Source organism: Chromatiaceae bacterium (assembly GCA_024235395.1).
Classification (GTDB): Bacteria; Pseudomonadota; Gammaproteobacteria; order Chromatiales; family Chromatiaceae; genus Thiosocius.
This window is the reverse complement of record JACKMK010000001.1, coordinates 1,522,836-1,537,729: the sequence shown is the minus strand read 5'-3', so window position 1 is coordinate 1,537,729 and position 14,894 is coordinate 1,522,836. Positions and strand designations below refer to the sequence as shown.

The following is a 14,894-nucleotide window of genomic DNA, read 5'->3' as shown; positions in this document are numbered from 1 at the left end:
CATGGTCCTTGCTGTAGAGGTGCAGGTGGCCACCGATCCGGACGCGATCCCGGCCACTGCGGACCTGGAGCGCTGGGCGCGTGCCGCCTGGCAGGATGCGGCGTCGGACGCCGAGGTCGTGGTGCGGGTGACCGACGAGGCCGAGAGTCGCCAGCTGAACCGTGATTTTCGCGGCAAGGACACACCGACCAACGTGCTGTCGTTTCCGTACGAGCCGTTGCCGGAGATTGCACTGAATCACGTCGGTGACCTGGTGCTGTGCGCAGCCGTGGTGCAGCGTGAGGCGCAAGAGCAGGGCAAGACAGCGGCGGCCCACTGGGCGCACATGGTGGTGCACGGGATGCTGCACCTGCAGGGTTACGATCATCAGACCGATACCGAGGCCGAAGAGATGGAGCGACTGGAAACCCGCATATTGGAAGGCCTGGGTTATCCGGCTCCCTATGTTGACGACGAGACGCTATGAGTGAAGACCGATCTAGCGGCAGTTCGCTTGCCGCACGCTGGTTGGAAAGGCTGATACCGGGTGTGGTGGGCGAGCCGCGTGACCGACGCGATCTGATCGCGCTGCTGAAGCATGCCAAGGAACGGGCCTTGTTCGACAATGAGGCGCTGGCGATGCTCGAGGGCGTGCTGCAGGTGGGTGACCTGCAGGTGCGCGACATCATGATTCCGCGCGCACAGATGGTCGTCGTAAGCCGCGACGACGAGCTCAACAAGGTGCTGCCGATCGTCACGGAATCGGCCCACTCGCGTTTCCCGGTGATCGATGACGACCGCGCCGAGGTGATCGGGATCCTGCTCGCCAAGGATCTGCTGCAGTACTGCGGTGACAACGCGCCGCGTTTCAAGATGCGTGACATCGTGCGCTCGGCGGTGTTCGTCCCGGAAAGCAAACGCCTGAACGTGTTGCTGCGCGAGTTCCGTGCGAGTCGCAACCACATGGCCATCGTGATCGACGAGTACGGCAGTGCGGCAGGCCTGGTGACCATCGAAGACGTGCTCGAACAGATCGTGGGCGAGATCGAGGACGAGTACGATTTCGACGAGGGCGCCTTCATTCTCAAACGCGGGCCGAACAGCTATACGGTGAAGGCGCACACGACGATCGAGGAGTTTAACGAGTACTTCGAGGTCGGTTTCGACGACAGCGACTTCGACACCATCGGCGGGTTGACCGTGAACGCCTTGGGCCACCTGCCGACGCGTGGCGAATCGGTGACCGTGGACGGCTTTCGTTTCACCGTGGTGCGGGCCGACAGCCGCAAGGTGCGGCTGCTGAGCGTCGAGCGCATCGAGGGGGGCGGCGATGCCCCGTCGAGCGCATCCCAGGCGGCACCGGCTGCGAACGGCGGAACCTGAATCGATGCGTCCCGGGCCCTGGCCCGCAGTGGGTCAGCTGCTGCTCGCGTTGATCGCCGGCAGCGGCGCGGTGCTGGCGTTCGCCCCGTTCGGTTTCGGACCGCTCGCACCGCTCGCGCTCGCGGTGCTGTTCCACCTCTGGCGACACCCGGCGCGGCCGGGCCTCAACCTCTGGACCGGTTACGCCTTCGGTCTCGGCCTGATGGGATTCGGCGTATCCTGGATCCGCATCAGTATCGCGCAGTTCGGCGGCGTGGTGCCGGCGCTGGCGATCCTGATCACCGCCGGTTTCGTGATGTTCATGGCGCTGTACTTCGCGCTTGCCGGTTGGCTCGGCGAACGCCTCCGCGGTCGCTCCGATGGCCTGTGGCTGGCCGCGGTGCTGCCTGGGGTCTGGGTACTTGGCGAGTGGTTGCGCGGTTGGTTGTTCACCGGCTTTCCGTGGCTCGCGATGGGCTACAGCCAGATCGATCTGCCGAGTGCCGGCTTTGCGCCGGTATTCGGTGTCTATGGTGTCAGCCTGGTGGTCGCGGTCAGTGCGGGCCTGCTGAATCTCTGGCGTCGCCCGGCCGCGCTGTTGGGCCTGGTCGCGCTGTGGGCGACGGGTCTCGGGCTGCAGCAGGTCGACTGGGGCGCGCCGGTCGGCGAGCCCTTCCAGGTCAGCCTGTTGCAGGGCGCAATCCCGCAGGAACACAAGTGGCGGCGTTCGATGCGCGCGCAGACGCTCGATCTCTACCTCGATATGACCGCAGAGACACGTGACAGTCGGCTGGTGATATGGCCGGAGACGGCCGCGCCGGCATTCGCGTCCGAGGTGGAGTCCAGCCTGCTCGAACCGCTCGCGGCGCAGCTGCAGGATGCCGGGCGCGACGTACTGCTCGGGATCGTCGACGGCGACCGTCAGGGCGATTACTACAATGCGATGTTGAGCCTCGGTGCGAGTGGCCGGGATCACTATTACAAGCGCCACCTGGTGCCGTTCGGCGAGTACCTGCCGTTCGACGCCTGGACGCGACCGGTATTGGACTTCCTGGCGATCCCCATGTCGGATTTTGCCGCCGGCGGCGATCGCAAACCGCTCGTGCGGCTGGCCGGACATCCGGCCGGCGTCAACATCTGCTACGAGGACGCCTACGCGGAGGAGGTCGGCCGCGCGCTGCCCGAGGCGGCGTTCCTGATCAATGCCAGCAACGACGCCTGGTTCGGTGATTCGCTGGCCCCCCATCAGCACCTGGAGATCGCGCGCATGCGCGCACTGGAGAGCGGCCGTTATCTGCTGCGCGCCACCAACACCGGGGTGTCGGCGTTCATCGACGAGCGTGGACGCCTGTTGGGCACCGCGCCGCAGTTCCGCCAGGCGATTCTCACCGAAGACATCCAGCCGATGAGCGGCAGCACGCCGTTCGTGCGTTGGGGCAATCCGGTCGTGGTGATGCTGGCCGCGTTGATGGTGCTGTCAGCGCGCGTCGTTCAACGCTCAGGTGCCTGAGCCCGGCCGAGCAGCGCATCGACGCGTCGTTGCTCGAGACCGCGCTGCTCGAGCGAGTACTTGACCGCCTCGGCGTTCTGCAGCGCCTCGAGGTAGATATCCGGGATCGGTTCGGCGCTCTGTCGCGGGGGCGCTGGTACGTCATCGCAGGCACTGACCAGCAACGCCAGCGATGTCAGGGTGGGCACGGCGACCAGCATCCGATACAGTCTGCGCATGTCCACAGCTTAGCCGGCCGCCGCTGCTTCGCCATAGCCCGGCGGCGACACGACCGAACCACCTGCCATCCACGGAGAGCCTAACCCAATGGGTCGCGAAATCATCAAGACGGACCAGGCCCCGCAGGCCATCGGAACCTACTCGCAGGCCGTCAAGTTCGGCACAACCGTCTACCTGTCCGGGCAGATAGCCCTGGATCCGCGCACCATGACACTGGTCGACGGTGATACCGAGACCGAGATTCGGCAGGTGCTCGACAACCTGCAGGCGGTGGCGCGCGCCGCGGGTGGCAGCCTGGCCGATATGGCCAAGCTGAACGTGTTCCTGGTCGACCTGGCGAATTTCGCATTGGTCAACCAGGTCATGGCGGAATACTTCCCGGAACCCTACCCGGCACGTGCGGCGATCGGCGTGGCATCGCTGCCGCGCGATGCCAACGTGGAGATGGACGGCATCCTGGAACTGGGCGGTTGACGCGCATGCGCGCCGAGGCGGCAGTCACTCGGCGCCGATCTTCTGCATCAGCCCGAAGCTCTTGACGAACGGGCCCGCCATGCGCGGATCCTTGATCATCGCCTTGAAGTCGCCTTTCTTGAACTTCAGTTTGCCCATTGCAAACGCGGTGCCCATTCCCGCCATCCCCAGGCCCTTGGCGACCCATTTCATCCAGTCGTCGCGCGAGGCGCGCATGTCCCAATCGGGCGCCTCGTCGGCATAGTCGCCGGCGCGCACGCACTCGCCGTTTTCCACGACGAACACCCCACGCGGCTGGTCCTCGTCCTTGAAGCCGCAGGTGATCACCGAGCTGAAGCCGATCTCGGCCAGTTTGTCGCGCACTTCGGGCTCGGCGTTCCATGCGTCTTTCAATTGGTTCATCCACTCGTCAGAGAAAAGCTCGGCCATCCGATTCTCCTTGTCTTCAGGTTGGGGGGCACAGGCGGTGCCTAATAGAACTAGACCAGTGCATCCTGGCCGTCAACGGCGGGATCGGCAAGCGCGGACCTGACCCGCTGCCCGCGCGGCGCGATTCTGCGGCAACGATGACCAGGTCGCCAAGAGGGACGCGCGGGGGTGCCCGGGCGTTTTCCGGAAACAGTCGCTGGAGGCCTGCCTAGAGCAGGTTTGCAAACAGTGTCGCTATGCCGAGGAAGCTGAAAAAGCCGGTGACGTCGGTGATCGTGGTGAGGACGATCGACGACGATTGTGCCGGGTCCTGGCCGAAGGCGGTGAGCAGCAGCGGGATCGCCGCTCCGAACACGCCCGCGATCACCATCGACAGGACCATCGAAATGCCGATCACGCCGGCGAGTCCGGCCGAGCCACTCCATATCCAGACCCCGAACGCGGTCGTGGCGGCGATCGCGATGCCGTTCCAGAAACCGGCCGACATCTCCTTGAAGATCACGCGTGGCCAGTGGCGGATGCGGATCTCTCGCAGCGCCAGCCCACGCATCGTCACTGCCAGTGCCTGGGCGCCGGTGTTGCCCGACTGGCCGGCGACCACCGGCAGCAAGACCGCGAGTGCGGTGTACTTGGCGATCGTGCTCTCGAACAGTCCGACGACCGCGGCGGCGAGGAATGCGGTGGCCAGGTTGATGTGCAGCCACGGCAGCCGTTTGCGCACCGCGAACGAGACGTTCGACAGTGCACGCTCGTCCTTGCTGACGCCGACCATGGTCTGCATCGCAACCGTGGCCTCGTCTTCGGCCGCCGCCATCAGGTTGCGATAGCGCACCGCCCCGATCAGTCGGTCGTCGGCATCCACGACCGGCAGATCGGTCAGACGATATTGCTCCAGGATATCGACCACCTCCTCGCGCGGCGCCAGGGCGTTGACTACGGCTCTTACCGGTCGCTGGATCTCCTCGAGCCGCGTGTTCGCGGTCGCGGTCGCGATGTCCTGTATGTCCACCTGGCCCTCTAGGTGATTGTCGGCATCGACGACGAACAGTCGTCGCGTTCCACGCCGGCGCAGGGCCCGGATGCGTGCAAGCGCCTCGCGCACCGTGGTGTCCGCACGCAGCAGCAGAATGCGCGGATCCATCAGGGCCCCGGCACTGTCCATCGGGTAGGAAAGGATGGCGCGCAACTCCTGTGCCTCGGTGTCCTGCAGACGTTCGAGGTATTTCTCGCGAGCCTCCACGTCGCGCATTGCGAGCATCGCGGCGGCACGCGATGGATCCATGTGGCGCAGGATCTCGACCGCCTGTGTCGGTGGCAGGGCCTCCAGCGCCCGTATGCCGACGTCGGGCGACAGGCGTTCCCAGACCGGGAGTGTCGCGGTGATCGGATGGCGTGCCAGCAACTCGGCGACCTCGGTCGGTGCCTGGCGTTCGAGCAACAGCACGGCATCGTCCGGATGGTTCTCTACCAGGTCGCGCTGCAGCGCGTGTACTGCATTGGCGAGTCCGGGCTTCATGTCATCTGTCCCTCGGTTCCCGCTCGGTCGCCACCGACCCGCCGATGAACAGCGCACCGACTGCCACCCAGAAGATGTCGGCCAACGCGGCGCGGGTGGTGATGAGCTCGTTGCGGTCGGTGACCTCGGTCAACAGGTCCTGTCCCTCTTCCATGACGCGCGAGCGCCGCAGTACGCCCTGGAAGACACCGTTACGGTTGATCACCGGCAGGCTGTCATGGGTCAGCCAGGCCGGATGGGCGGTCACCGCCTGTAGCGCGGTGCGCGCATGCAACACCGCGCGCGCGGGACGCAACACGTGCTGCAACAGGCGCCGATCGTTTGCGCCGAGCAGGTCGCCCAGGTCGGCGATGCCGAGCAGGCGGCGGTCGCGATCGAGGACCGGAATCGTCTGCCCGGTGTGCTGGCCGCTGCGCCGGAACAGGCGCAATGCATCGCCGACCCGCTGATCCGGTAGCAGGGTCAATACATCCTCGTCGACGTACGCACCGACCACCGATTCCGAGAAACGCAGCCGCAGCCGCAGGCGTGCCGCGATCGGGCGTGGTACCACGGCAAGCAGTGTCTGGACCTGTGCGGGTTGCATCACGCGGAGCGCGGCCACCGCATTGAGCAGCGTGGTCCGGGCGAGGATCTCACCGGCGGTCGCAGGTGGAAGGAGCAACAGGCAGCGGCTGGCTGAACCCGGTGCCATCTGTTCCAGTACCCTGGCGGCGACCGCATGTGGCATCGCACTGAACACGGCCTCGACATCACGGCTGTCGAGACGTGCCAGCGTCCGTGCCGCGGAGGCCGGATGTTGCGTCAGAAAACCCTTGGTGACGGCATCAAGCACGTTCGCCGTCCTCATCGCCAGCGATCAGCGCGACGCCTTCGAGAAACAGGCGCGCCGGAATCCAGGCCTCGCCGTCTTCGGTCTCGACGATCACTGCGACCTGGCTCATCTCCAGGATCTCGCCCTGCATCCCGTGGATCTGGACCCGCTGGCCCGGCTGGTAGGCACGACGTACATAGTGCGAAGCCATCACGTTGCGCACCGCGTCGGCCGCGCCGATACCGAACGCCAGGGCGACGCTCGCGAAGAGCGCTGCGGCAGCCAGCGTGATGATGGTCGCGAACAGGGTCACGTCGAGGCCCAGCTGGTCCAACGCCAGCAGCAGCGTGAACGCCAGCACCAGTCCCGACGTCAGATGGCCGAGCGACAGGCCATGCTGAAAACCACTGCTGTCCGCGACGACGATGATCAGGTTCCTGATGCCGCCGGCGATCAGGTAACCGATGAACAGGATGAACAGGCTGATCAGCAGGCTGGGCAGGTAGCCGAGCAGTCCCAGTACCCAGCGTGCGAATGTGGTCAGCCCGAGCTGTTCGGCCGCTGCACTCAGCGTGTACGCGAGGACGATCCAGAACACGATCTTGGCGACCAGGTTGGAAACCGACCAGCGCGGTTGGGCGACCTGTTGCCCGGACCACCGGTGAACCACCGCGAGGATTGCGTCGAGCCCTTTGCCGAAGCGCATGATCAGCCAGCGCAGCACGATTGCCGCGAGCCAGCCGAGGAGCGCCAATGCGATCGCCGCGAGCAGATTGGGTAGCAGTGTTTTCAGCGCCAGGGTGAGTTCGCGACTGACTTCGTCGAACCAGAGCCCGGGGTTGTCGATCAGATTGACACCGATTCCCTGGAGCGCAGAGGGTGGAGCCTGAGGGGAGATCGGGGGCGGAACCGGCGGTGATGCAGCCATGGTCCTCCCAAAGCCGTGTGGACCTGCCTATGCAGGTCCACTATAGACGACCGTTAAAGCCGCGGCCACGCATCATCCGGCTTGTCCGCATCGATGTGCATCGTCGGTGTCAACCGGCCTCGCGCCATTCGACCCCGGCATCGATACCGTGATGCGGGTGGGGGTCCGGCTCGGGTACCTTCATGGTCACCAGTTCCTCGGCGCTGACCGGGTGGATGGCGATGGTGTCATCGAAGTCGGCCTTGGTCGCACCCATCTTCACCGCCACCGCGAAGCCCTGCAGCATCTCGTCGACGTTGTCACCGATCAGGTGGATGCCGACCACGCGCTGTTCCTCGCCCGTGCACACCAGCTTCATCGCGGTGGTCACACCGTGTTCCGACAGCGCGTGACGCATCGGTGTGAAGTCGGTCTTGTAGACCGTCACCTTCGCGTGCCGCTCGCGCGCCTGTTGCTCGGTCAGGCCGACGGTGCCGACCGGCGGGTGGGCGAACACGACGCTCGGGATGTTGTCGTAGTCGACCCGGCTTTCCGGCTGGGCGTCGAACAGGCGTGCGGCCAGGCGCCGGCCGGCGGCGATCGCGACCGGGGTCAGTGGCGTGCGGCCGGTGATGTCACCAATCGCATAGATCCCGGGAACATTGGTGTTCTGAAACGCGTCGGTGGGTACTATGCCGTTCGCACGTGTCGCCACGCCGGCTTTCTCCAGCGCCAGTTCACGGGTGTTCGGTGCGCGACCGACCGCCCAGATCACCGCATCGAATCCGTCCAGACGATCGCCGTTGCTGGCGTCCAGCGCGATACCGGCAGCGGTCTCTACCAGGCCTGCGACCTGGAAGCTCATGTGCAGTTCGATACCCTGTTTGCGCATCTCGTCCATCAGCACGTCGCCGATCATCTCGTCGAAGGTCTCGAGGACACGGGCCTCGAGCGCGACCACGCTGACGTCGGATCCCAGCGCGCGCAGCACGCCGGCCAGTTCCACGCCGATGTAGCCGGCACCGATGATCGCGACCCTGCGCGGCTGCTCCTGCAGCGCGAAGAAACCGTCGGAGGTGATGCCGAGTTCGGCGCCGGGGACCGGCGGCACGATCGGGCGGCCACCGGTCGCGACGACGATGTGATCGGCAGAGAAGCGTTGGCCGGCGGCCTCGATCGTGTGTGCATCGATGAATCGGGCGGCGCCCTCGACGCGGGTGATGCCGCTGTCGTCGACGTAACTGTCCCAGTAACGGTTGATGCGACCGATGTAGGATTGCCGTCCACCGACCAGCTTGCGCCAGTCGGTCCGGCCGCGTTGGGCCGGAATGCCGAAATCGTTGGCGTCGTCGACCGCGTGTGCCAGATTGGCCGCGTACCACATGACCTTTTTCGGTACGCAGCCGTTGTTCACGCAGGTTCCACCGAGCCTGCCGGACTCGATCACCGCGACGCGCTTGCCGAATTGTGCCGCTTTTTCGGCCACGGCCAGGCCGCCACTGCCGCCACCGATGGCGATCAGGTCGAAGTGCGTGTTCATCTCGTTACTCCAGAATACTGCCGGGCATGGTCCCGGCGTGGCTGCGGGAGTAGACCCTCCCGCAGCCGGGATCTTTTCACCGGGGGTTATGCCTCAGGCCGCGGCCTTGTCACGTCCGCCGAGAAACTCCTCGAGCTTGTCCGAGCCACCGATGTGTTCGCCGTTGACGAACACCTGCGGCACCATCGAGATGCCGGCCACAGCGCGCAGCGTGACCTCGCTGTAGTCGCGGTTCAGTACCAGCTCGTCGAACTGGATGCCGGAGTCACGCAGCATGCCCTTGGCGCGGCTGCAGAATGGACAGCCCTCGCGGGTGAACACGGTGACGTCGAGCGGCTTGTTCGCATTCGGCGCGACGTAGGCCAGCATGGTGTCGGCATCCGACACCTCGAACGGGTCACCCGGCACGTCCGGCTCGATGAACATCTTCTCGATCACCCCGTCTTTGACGAGCATCGAGTAGCGCCAGGAGCGCTCACCGAAACCGAGGTCTTCCTTGGGGACCAGCATGCCCATGCCGCGACTGAAGTCGCCGTTGCCGTCCGGCAGGAAGGTCAGGTTCCAGGCCTTCTGCTCGGCACGCCACTCGTTCATCACGAAGGCGTCGTTGACCGACACGCAGACGATGTCGTCGACGCCGTGGCGCTTGAACTCCGCAGCGAGCTGGTTGTAGCGCGGTACGTGGGTCGACGAGCAGGTCGGGGTGAAGGCGCCGGGCAGGGCGAACACCACGACCGTCTTGCCGCCGAAGACCTCGTCTGAGCTGACATCGACCCATTCGTGTTCGCGGCGGGTCCGGAATACGACACTGGGAATGCGCTGGCCTTCACGATTCTGCAATTTCATCACTCGGTCTCCATAAAGATGCGTTTAACTTGAGTGGATGCAGTATCGAGATTTCCCACTCATTAATGAAATCATTTGTTTCTAATATATAGATAGCGAATGGCTATCGATCGTCCGTTCGGTTCGTGTGTGAGTGGCGCCGGAGTCGCTCCGCGCGACCCTTCCCTGGAACCTCAGCCGCGGCTGGCTGTCTTTGTTGCCGGTGCAGTTTGCCGATAGACTGCGAAGACTTTTTTCTAAACGGAATGCATGATGCGCAAGATTTTTTCTGCTTTGCTTGTGACGCTCGCCGGTTCGCTGATGGTCAGCCAAGCCATTGGCGCCGAAGATAAAAACGCGGACCAGATCCCGACCTACGGGGATTGGGGTTATCGCTGCGAGGAAGGGCCGGACGGCAAAGACAAGCTGTGTTACGTGTTTCAGAACGTGACCAAGAAGGACACCGGGCAACTCGTGCTGGGCGCGCGGATCGCGTTCCGGCCGGAACACAAGGAGCCCATGCTGGTGGTCACGGTTCCGCTCGGTTCGCTGTTGCCCCCGGGCGCCGCGTTGACCCTGGAGGGTGCAGAACCCCTCAAGCTGAACTATTTCCTCTGTGCAGCGGACGGCTGCACCACGATCGCGACACCGATCCCGGATGCGATGCTGGCCAGCTTGAAGAAGGGCGAACAGGCGGTGATACGGGTCGCGACACCGACCAAGCAGGTGGTCGGTCTGCCGCTGTCGCTGAACGGCCTGACTAAGGCCCTCGCGGTGCTCAAAGAGAAGAAATAGCGCACGTGCCGCCGGCAGGCGTCCTGCCTGCCGGCTCAATCCCTGACCGTCACCACGATCTGGCGCCGATGCGGATGGTGGCGGTGCTCGTAGAGGTAGATCCCCTGCCAGGTCCCCAGCGCGCATCGCCCGCGAGACACCGGTACGGTCATATCGACCTGGGTGAGGATCGAACGGATATGCGCCGGCATGTCGTCGGGCCCCTCCATCGTATGGTTGTAGATCGCATCGCCGTCGGGGACCAGGCGTTGCATGAACCGTTCGAGGTCACTGCGGACGCTGGGGTCGGCGTTCTCGCAGACGATCAGTGAGGCACTGGTGTGTTGGACAAACAGGTGGCACAGGCCGGTCTCAATCGCGGCTTCGCGTACCACCCGCTGCACCTGGTCGGTGATGTCGTAGGTACCACGGCCGCGGGTGCGGTGTTCAATGATTTCCTGGTGGGTCATCGGCGATTGCACTGACAGAGTCCGGTCGACCAGTCTAAGCGCAAACCGGCGCACGACCGAAAGCCACGCGTCGCGCGTTCGTCGGTGGTTCGCCACCTGAACGGGTCACGCCTCTGAACGACTGGCGCGGTGCGCGGCGTCGGGGGGCACTTGGCAGTCGCCCAAGGAGTCTGATCCAATCCCAGAACCATTCAAGCGATCAGGTGTTCGTACAAGGTGGCGATGTTCGAATTCAACGGCCGGCCCGCCGTTCATCGGGTCATGTGGCCAACGGGTCGGTCGTGATCCGGTCGTCGGTTACCTGGGGCGGGGCGCTGGCCATCGCGATCGGTGCGGCTGCGGCTTGGCCCGATCCGCGTGGTGGTGTGCCTGCGCAGGACGCCGATCCGGCAGCACCGGTCTACGAGGTACGACCGATCGGATGGGTGCGCAAACGCGACGGGCGTACGACAATCGAGATCGAGCCCCGCTATCGGCCGGCGCTGTTGGGCCTGGAGCAGTTCGAGTCGATCTGGGTGCTGTACTGGTTCGACCGCAATGACACCCCTGAGCAGAGGTCCATCCTGCAGGTCCATCCGCGTGCAAACCCTGACAATCCGTTGCGCGGCGTGTTCGCCACGCGCGCACCGGTTCGCCCGAACCTGATCGCGCTGAGCCGTTGTCGGGTGCTGTCGGTCGACGGCACCACGATCGAGATCGACGGCATCGATGCCTTTGCCGACACACCGGTGTTGGATATCAAGCCGTAGTGCCCACCGGTTGAGGTGCGGGACACGCGCCTTTTGCCGCGCTATGGATGTGCCCACAGTGCACGTCGGTGACTGAATCGCCCGACGTTTCCGATCACGTCGCGGGCGGGCGGCGCACCGTTCGAGCGTCCGCGGCGACCGCAGCCGGCTACTCGAAGCGCAGCGCCTCTATCGGATGCAGGTTTGCAGCCTTGCGTGCCGGGTGCATACCGAAGAAGACACCCACCAGCACGGCGAACAGAAACGCGACCAGCACCGAAAACGGCGTAATGATCGCGGAGAGCTCTGAGAAATGCGCCACCGCGACGGCGCCGCCGGTGCCGACCATGATGCCGAACAATCCGCCGACCGCGCTCAACAGCAGCGCCTCGAGCAGGAACTGCAGCAGGATGTCGCGCCGCCGTGCGCCCAGGGCCATACGGATGCCGATCTCGCGGGTCCGCTCGGTGACCGATACCAGCATGACGTTCATGATGCCGATGCCGCCGACCAGCAATGACACGGAGGCGATGCTGCCGAGCAACCAGGTGAATACGCGCGCGCTCTCTTCGGAGGATTCGGCGAGTTCTGCGCGGTTGTAGACGCGGAAATCGTCGGCCTGACCCTCGACCAGGCGATGCCGCTCACGCAGTAATCGCTTGATATCCGCGAGCAGGGTGAACGAGGCCGCGCGACCTGTGGTCGCGACATCGATGCGGTGCACGTGGGTGACGCCGAGCAGGCGGCGCTGAACCGCCGTGATCGGCATGTACACCGCATCGTCCTGGTCGGTGCCCCAGGCGGTGGCCCCTTTCCCCGCCATCACGCCGATGATTTCACACGCGGTCCCCTTGACCAGCAGGTGTTCGCCGAGTGGACTGGCCAGGCCAAACAGTTCGCGCGCCACGGTCTGACCGACGACACACACGTGCGCGGCACCGATCATGTGCTGTTCGGTCAGGAAGCGGCCTTCCGCAAGTGTCCAGTTGTGTACCTCGGTATAGGTTGACGTGACCCCTTCGATGGTGGTGCCCCAGTTGGCGTCCCGGTTGCGCACCTGCCCGGCGGCACGAATGCTCGGCGCGACCGCCACCACGCCACGCAGGTCATCGATCGCCTCGGCATCTGCCAGAGACAGGCTGGTGCGTCCACCGGCTCCGGTCCGCACACCGCCGCGGGTCACCGTGCCCGGTCGGATCACCAGCGTGTTCGTACCCAGGTTGTCCAGTGTCTCGGCCACACGTTTCTGCGCGCCCGCGCCGATCGCGACCATGGTGATCACTGCGGCGACGCCGATCACGACACCGAGTGCGGTGAGCATCGCGCGGGTCTTGTTGCGCCAGAGTGCGCGCAACGCGAGTTGCAGGGCCGCCGAGGCGTTCACCCGCGCTCCTCCTGCAGGCGGCCGTCGCGTACGACGAGCGTTCGCCGGGCGCGTTCTGCGACTTCGGGCTCGTGCGTGATCAACACGACGGTAACGCCTTCGTCACGGTTCAGCTTCTCCAGCAGCGATATGATCTCCGCGCTCGTCGCGGTATCGAGGTTGCCGGTCGGCTCGTCCGCCAATAAAAGCGCAGGCCGGGTGACCAGCGCGCGCGCGATGGCCACGCGCTGCTGCTGTCCGCCGGACAGCTGGCTCGGCAGGCTCGCGAGACGGTCTTCCAGTCCCATCTGGCGAAGCATCTCGGTCGCGCGACGTGTCCGCTCGGCATGGCCGATTCCGGCGTACACCAGCGGCGTCTCGACGTTTTCCAGCGCACTGGTACGCGGCAGCAGGTTGAAATTCTGGAACACGAAGCCGATCTCGCGATTGCGCAAGGCCGCGAGCTGGTCGGCATGCAGCTGCGTGACGTCGTGCCCCTGTAGCAGGTATCGCCCGCTGTCCGGCAGGTCGAGACAACCCAGGATGTTCATCAACGTCGATTTGCCGGATCCGGACGGACCCATCACGGCGACGAACTCGCCGGCTTCGACCACCAGGTCGATGCCGCGCAGCGCCTTGACCTCTACGCCGTCGAGTACGTAGGTCTTGTGGAGCTCGCTGACCTCGATGACGGGTGCGTTCATGATCGAATCAAAAGAAGCTGATACCGAAACGCCGCTTGCGCGCGGTCTCGCGTTTCTCCGGCGTCGCGACCAGCATCCCTTCTTTGAGCTCGTCACTCTGTACTTCGACCATGCGGTCGCCGATGACGCCCGAGCTGACCTTGACGGGGCGCAGGCGCTTGCCCTCGGCAACCCATAGAAGCTGTTCGCCGGGCGCGAGACTGCGGCGCAGTGCGGCGAGTTCGGCCGCGGGCCAGTCGGGGACGAACCGCAGCGTGGAGCCGGGCACCTGCAGCACGTCGCTGCGTTGTTCCACCTGGATAGAGACGTTGGCGGTCATCCCCGGTTTCAACAGTCCCGCGGTGTTGTCCACCTCGATCACGGTGTTGTATTTCACGACCCCCGATTCGACCTTCGGCTGCAGGCGTACCTGCACCACGCGTCCGTCGAAACGTTCGCCCGGATAGGCGAACACCGTGAAACTGACGGCCTGGCCTTCCTGGACCTGACCGATAAAGGCCTCGTCCACCTCGGCATCGACCTGCATATGGGTCAGGTCGTTCGCGATGGTGAACAGTGTAGGGGCTTGCAGACTTGCGGCGACCGTCTGGCCGACGTCGACATCGCGTGAGATTACGACACCGTCGATCGGCGCATAGATCGTGGTGTACGCGAGGTTGACCTCCTCACGCTTCAGCACGGCCTCGGCCTGTGCCACGGCCGCCTGCCTGAGCTGGCGCTCGACCTGTGCGGACTCGTGCGCAAAGCGCGCGGCATCCAGAATGTTCTCGGCCACCAGCTTCTTTCCAAACAACTGCTTCTGGCGGTCCAACTCACGCTGCGTGTCACGGACACCGACCGCGGCTTTTTCGAGACCGGCCTTCGCACTGGCGACGTCGGCCTGGGCCTCGGCCAGCTTGGCGTGAAACAGGGCGGGGTCGATCTGCGCGATCGCTTGGCCCTTTTCGACGCGATCATTGAAATCCGCGTACAGGTGCTGCACCGCCCCCGACACCTGGCTGCCCACCTGAACGGTCTTCATCGGATTGAGGGTGCCCGTGGCCGATACGGTGGCGGTGATGTCGCCGCGTTTGATCTCAACCGAGGTGTAGTCCGGTGTCGGCACTACTTCGGTGGAACGCGATAGCCACCAGGTGCCCGTTGCCACGGCGAGCGCGGCCGCCGCAGCGATGACAAGAACGATGTTCATGCGATTGTTTTTCATAATGAATTCGACAACGTCGTGGGCCACATGTTCGTCCGGCAATTGTTACAAGATGCATCAGAGCGGCGGTGTCCGT

17 protein-coding genes are annotated in these 14,894 nt (G+C 64.9%); 6 read left to right on the top strand and 11 right to left on the bottom strand.

The features are described from left to right. Position 1 precedes the first annotated feature (1 nt). From ybeY to lnt, 3 genes are read left to right on the top strand one after another with little or no spacing between them, the layout of a single operon-like run. Entirely contained in the window at positions 2–466 is a 465-nt protein-coding gene (gene ybeY / locus H6955_07180; GenBank protein ID MCP5313321.1) for an rRNA maturation RNase YbeY, read from the top strand. Then, a complete protein-coding gene (locus tag H6955_07175) occupies positions 463–1,362 on the top strand; it encodes a CBS domain-containing protein (GenBank protein ID MCP5313320.1) in 900 nt (299 codons plus the stop codon). The genes ybeY and H6955_07175 overlap by 4 nt, the downstream gene beginning before the upstream one ends. 4 nt (positions 1,363–1,366) lie before the next feature. Beyond that, the gene (gene lnt / locus H6955_07170) at positions 1,367–2,851 is read left to right on the top strand and encodes an apolipoprotein N-acyltransferase (GenBank protein ID MCP5313319.1); all 1,485 of its coding nucleotides are present in this window, start codon (positions 1,367–1,369) and stop codon (positions 2,849–2,851) included. On the opposite strand, the gene H6955_07165 is transcribed toward lnt, so the two are convergent. Beyond that, the gene (locus tag H6955_07165) at positions 2,833–3,069 is read right to left on the bottom strand and encodes a hypothetical protein (protein MCP5313318.1); all 237 of its coding nucleotides are present in this window, start codon (positions 3,067–3,069) and stop codon (positions 2,833–2,835) included. The two genes, lnt and H6955_07165, sit on opposite strands and share 19 nt — an antisense overlap. An 88-nt stretch (positions 3,070–3,157) precedes the next feature. Between H6955_07165 and H6955_07160 the strand changes: the two genes are divergently transcribed. After that, entirely contained in the window at positions 3,158–3,544 is a 387-nt protein-coding gene (locus tag H6955_07160; GenBank protein ID MCP5313317.1) for a RidA family protein, read from the top strand. A 24-nt stretch (positions 3,545–3,568) separates the two neighbouring features. Here the strand turns inward: H6955_07160 and H6955_07155 are convergent, their stop codons facing one another. From H6955_07155 to H6955_07130, 6 genes are all read right to left on the bottom strand, one after another. Continuing rightward, positions 3,569–3,973: an SCP2 sterol-binding domain-containing protein gene (locus H6955_07155; protein ID MCP5313316.1), complete on the bottom strand. Its 405-nt coding sequence runs from the start codon at positions 3,971–3,973 to the stop codon at positions 3,569–3,571. A gap of 208 nt (positions 3,974–4,181) precedes the next feature. Next, entirely contained in the window at positions 4,182–5,489 is a 1,308-nt protein-coding gene (locus H6955_07150) for a magnesium transporter (protein ID MCP5313315.1), read from the bottom strand. A gap of 1 nt (position 5,490) precedes the next feature. Beyond that, positions 5,491–6,324 carry a magnesium transporter gene (locus H6955_07145; GenBank protein MCP5313314.1) on the bottom strand — a complete coding sequence of 278 codons (834 nt, stop codon included), beginning with the start codon at positions 6,322–6,324 and terminating at the stop codon, positions 5,491–5,493. After that, positions 6,317–7,231 (bottom strand): mechanosensitive ion channel, encoded by a 915-nt coding sequence (locus H6955_07140; GenBank protein MCP5313313.1) that lies wholly within the window; start codon positions 7,229–7,231, stop codon positions 6,317–6,319. Before H6955_07140 ends, H6955_07145 begins: the two co-directional genes overlap by 8 nt. A gap of 109 nt (positions 7,232–7,340) precedes the next feature. Next, complete coding sequence (gene gorA / locus H6955_07135) at positions 7,341–8,750, bottom strand: glutathione-disulfide reductase (GenBank protein ID MCP5313312.1); 1,410 nt, start codon at positions 8,748–8,750, stop codon at positions 7,341–7,343. Positions 8,751–8,843: 93 nt separating this feature from the next. Further along, on the bottom strand, positions 8,844–9,596 hold the full coding sequence (locus H6955_07130) for a glutathione peroxidase (protein ID MCP5313311.1): 753 nt from the start codon (positions 9,594–9,596) through the stop codon (positions 8,844–8,846). Positions 9,597–9,848: 252 nt separating this feature from the next. Here H6955_07130 and H6955_07125 point away from each other — a divergent pair, with 252 nt between their 5' ends. Continuing rightward, complete coding sequence (locus tag H6955_07125) at positions 9,849–10,370, top strand: invasion associated locus B family protein (protein ID MCP5313310.1); 522 nt, start codon at positions 9,849–9,851, stop codon at positions 10,368–10,370. 35 nt (positions 10,371–10,405) lie between these two features. Here H6955_07125 and H6955_07120 read toward each other — a convergent pair whose 3' ends face one another. Beyond that, positions 10,406–10,819 carry a YjbQ family protein gene (locus tag H6955_07120; protein MCP5313309.1) on the bottom strand — a complete coding sequence of 138 codons (414 nt, stop codon included), beginning with the start codon at positions 10,817–10,819 and terminating at the stop codon, positions 10,406–10,408. Positions 10,820–11,139: 320 nt separating this feature from the next. On the opposite strand from H6955_07120, the gene tsaA reads away from it, so the two are divergent. Beyond that, entirely contained in the window at positions 11,140–11,568 is a 429-nt protein-coding gene (gene tsaA, locus H6955_07115) for a tRNA (N6-threonylcarbamoyladenosine(37)-N6)-methyltransferase TrmO (protein MCP5313308.1), read from the top strand. 148 nt (positions 11,569–11,716) lie between these two features. On the opposite strand, the gene H6955_07110 is transcribed toward tsaA, so the two are convergent. The 3 genes from H6955_07110 to H6955_07100 are packed head-to-tail and all read right to left on the bottom strand — an operon-like array spanning position 11,717 to position 14,803. After that, positions 11,717–12,931, bottom strand: coding sequence for an ABC transporter permease (locus tag H6955_07110; GenBank protein MCP5313307.1), 1,215 nt, complete (start codon positions 12,929–12,931; stop codon positions 11,717–11,719). Beyond that, the gene (locus H6955_07105; protein ID MCP5313306.1) at positions 12,928–13,614 is read right to left on the bottom strand and encodes an ABC transporter ATP-binding protein; all 687 of its coding nucleotides are present in this window, start codon (positions 13,612–13,614) and stop codon (positions 12,928–12,930) included. Before H6955_07105 ends, H6955_07110 begins: the two co-directional genes overlap by 4 nt. A gap of 7 nt (positions 13,615–13,621) precedes the next feature. Beyond that, positions 13,622–14,803, bottom strand: a complete 1,182-nt coding sequence (locus H6955_07100; protein ID MCP5313305.1) for an efflux RND transporter periplasmic adaptor subunit — start codon at positions 14,801–14,803, stop codon at positions 13,622–13,624. Positions 14,804–14,894: the final 91 nt, after the last annotated feature.

What these genes read in the sequence shown, in the direction of transcription:
- H6955_07165 (MCP5313318.1), bottom strand. Translation starts at nt 3,069, where the DNA reads ATGCGCAGACTGTATCGGATGCTGGTCGCCGTGCCCACCCTGACATCG.
- gorA (MCP5313312.1), bottom strand. Translation starts at nt 8,750, where the DNA reads ATGAACACGCACTTCGACCTGATCGCCATCGGTGGCGGCAGTGGCGGC.
- H6955_07140 (MCP5313313.1), bottom strand. Translation starts at nt 7,231, where the DNA reads ATGGCTGCATCACCGCCGGTTCCGCCCCCGATCTCCCCTCAGGCTCCA.
- H6955_07155 (MCP5313316.1), bottom strand. Translation starts at nt 3,973, where the DNA reads ATGGCCGAGCTTTTCTCTGACGAGTGGATGAACCAATTGAAAGACGCA.
- H6955_07100 (MCP5313305.1), bottom strand. Translation starts at nt 14,803, where the DNA reads ATGAACATCGTTCTTGTCATCGCTGCGGCGGCCGCGCTCGCCGTGGCA.
- H6955_07130 (MCP5313311.1), bottom strand. Translation starts at nt 9,596, where the DNA reads ATGAAATTGCAGAATCGTGAAGGCCAGCGCATTCCCAGTGTCGTATTC.
- ybeY (MCP5313321.1), top strand. Translation starts at nt 2, where the DNA reads ATGGTCCTTGCTGTAGAGGTGCAGGTGGCCACCGATCCGGACGCGATC.
- H6955_07175 (MCP5313320.1), top strand. Translation starts at nt 463, where the DNA reads ATGAGTGAAGACCGATCTAGCGGCAGTTCGCTTGCCGCACGCTGGTTG.
- H6955_07150 (MCP5313315.1), bottom strand. Translation starts at nt 5,489, where the DNA reads ATGAAGCCCGGACTCGCCAATGCAGTACACGCGCTGCAGCGCGACCTG.
- lnt (MCP5313319.1), top strand. Translation starts at nt 1,367, where the DNA reads ATGCGTCCCGGGCCCTGGCCCGCAGTGGGTCAGCTGCTGCTCGCGTTG.
- H6955_07125 (MCP5313310.1), top strand. Translation starts at nt 9,849, where the DNA reads ATGCGCAAGATTTTTTCTGCTTTGCTTGTGACGCTCGCCGGTTCGCTG.
- H6955_07105 (MCP5313306.1), bottom strand. Translation starts at nt 13,614, where the DNA reads ATGAACGCACCCGTCATCGAGGTCAGCGAGCTCCACAAGACCTACGTA.
- H6955_07160 (MCP5313317.1), top strand. Translation starts at nt 3,158, where the DNA reads ATGGGTCGCGAAATCATCAAGACGGACCAGGCCCCGCAGGCCATCGGA.
- H6955_07120 (MCP5313309.1), bottom strand. Translation starts at nt 10,819, where the DNA reads ATGACCCACCAGGAAATCATTGAACACCGCACCCGCGGCCGTGGTACC.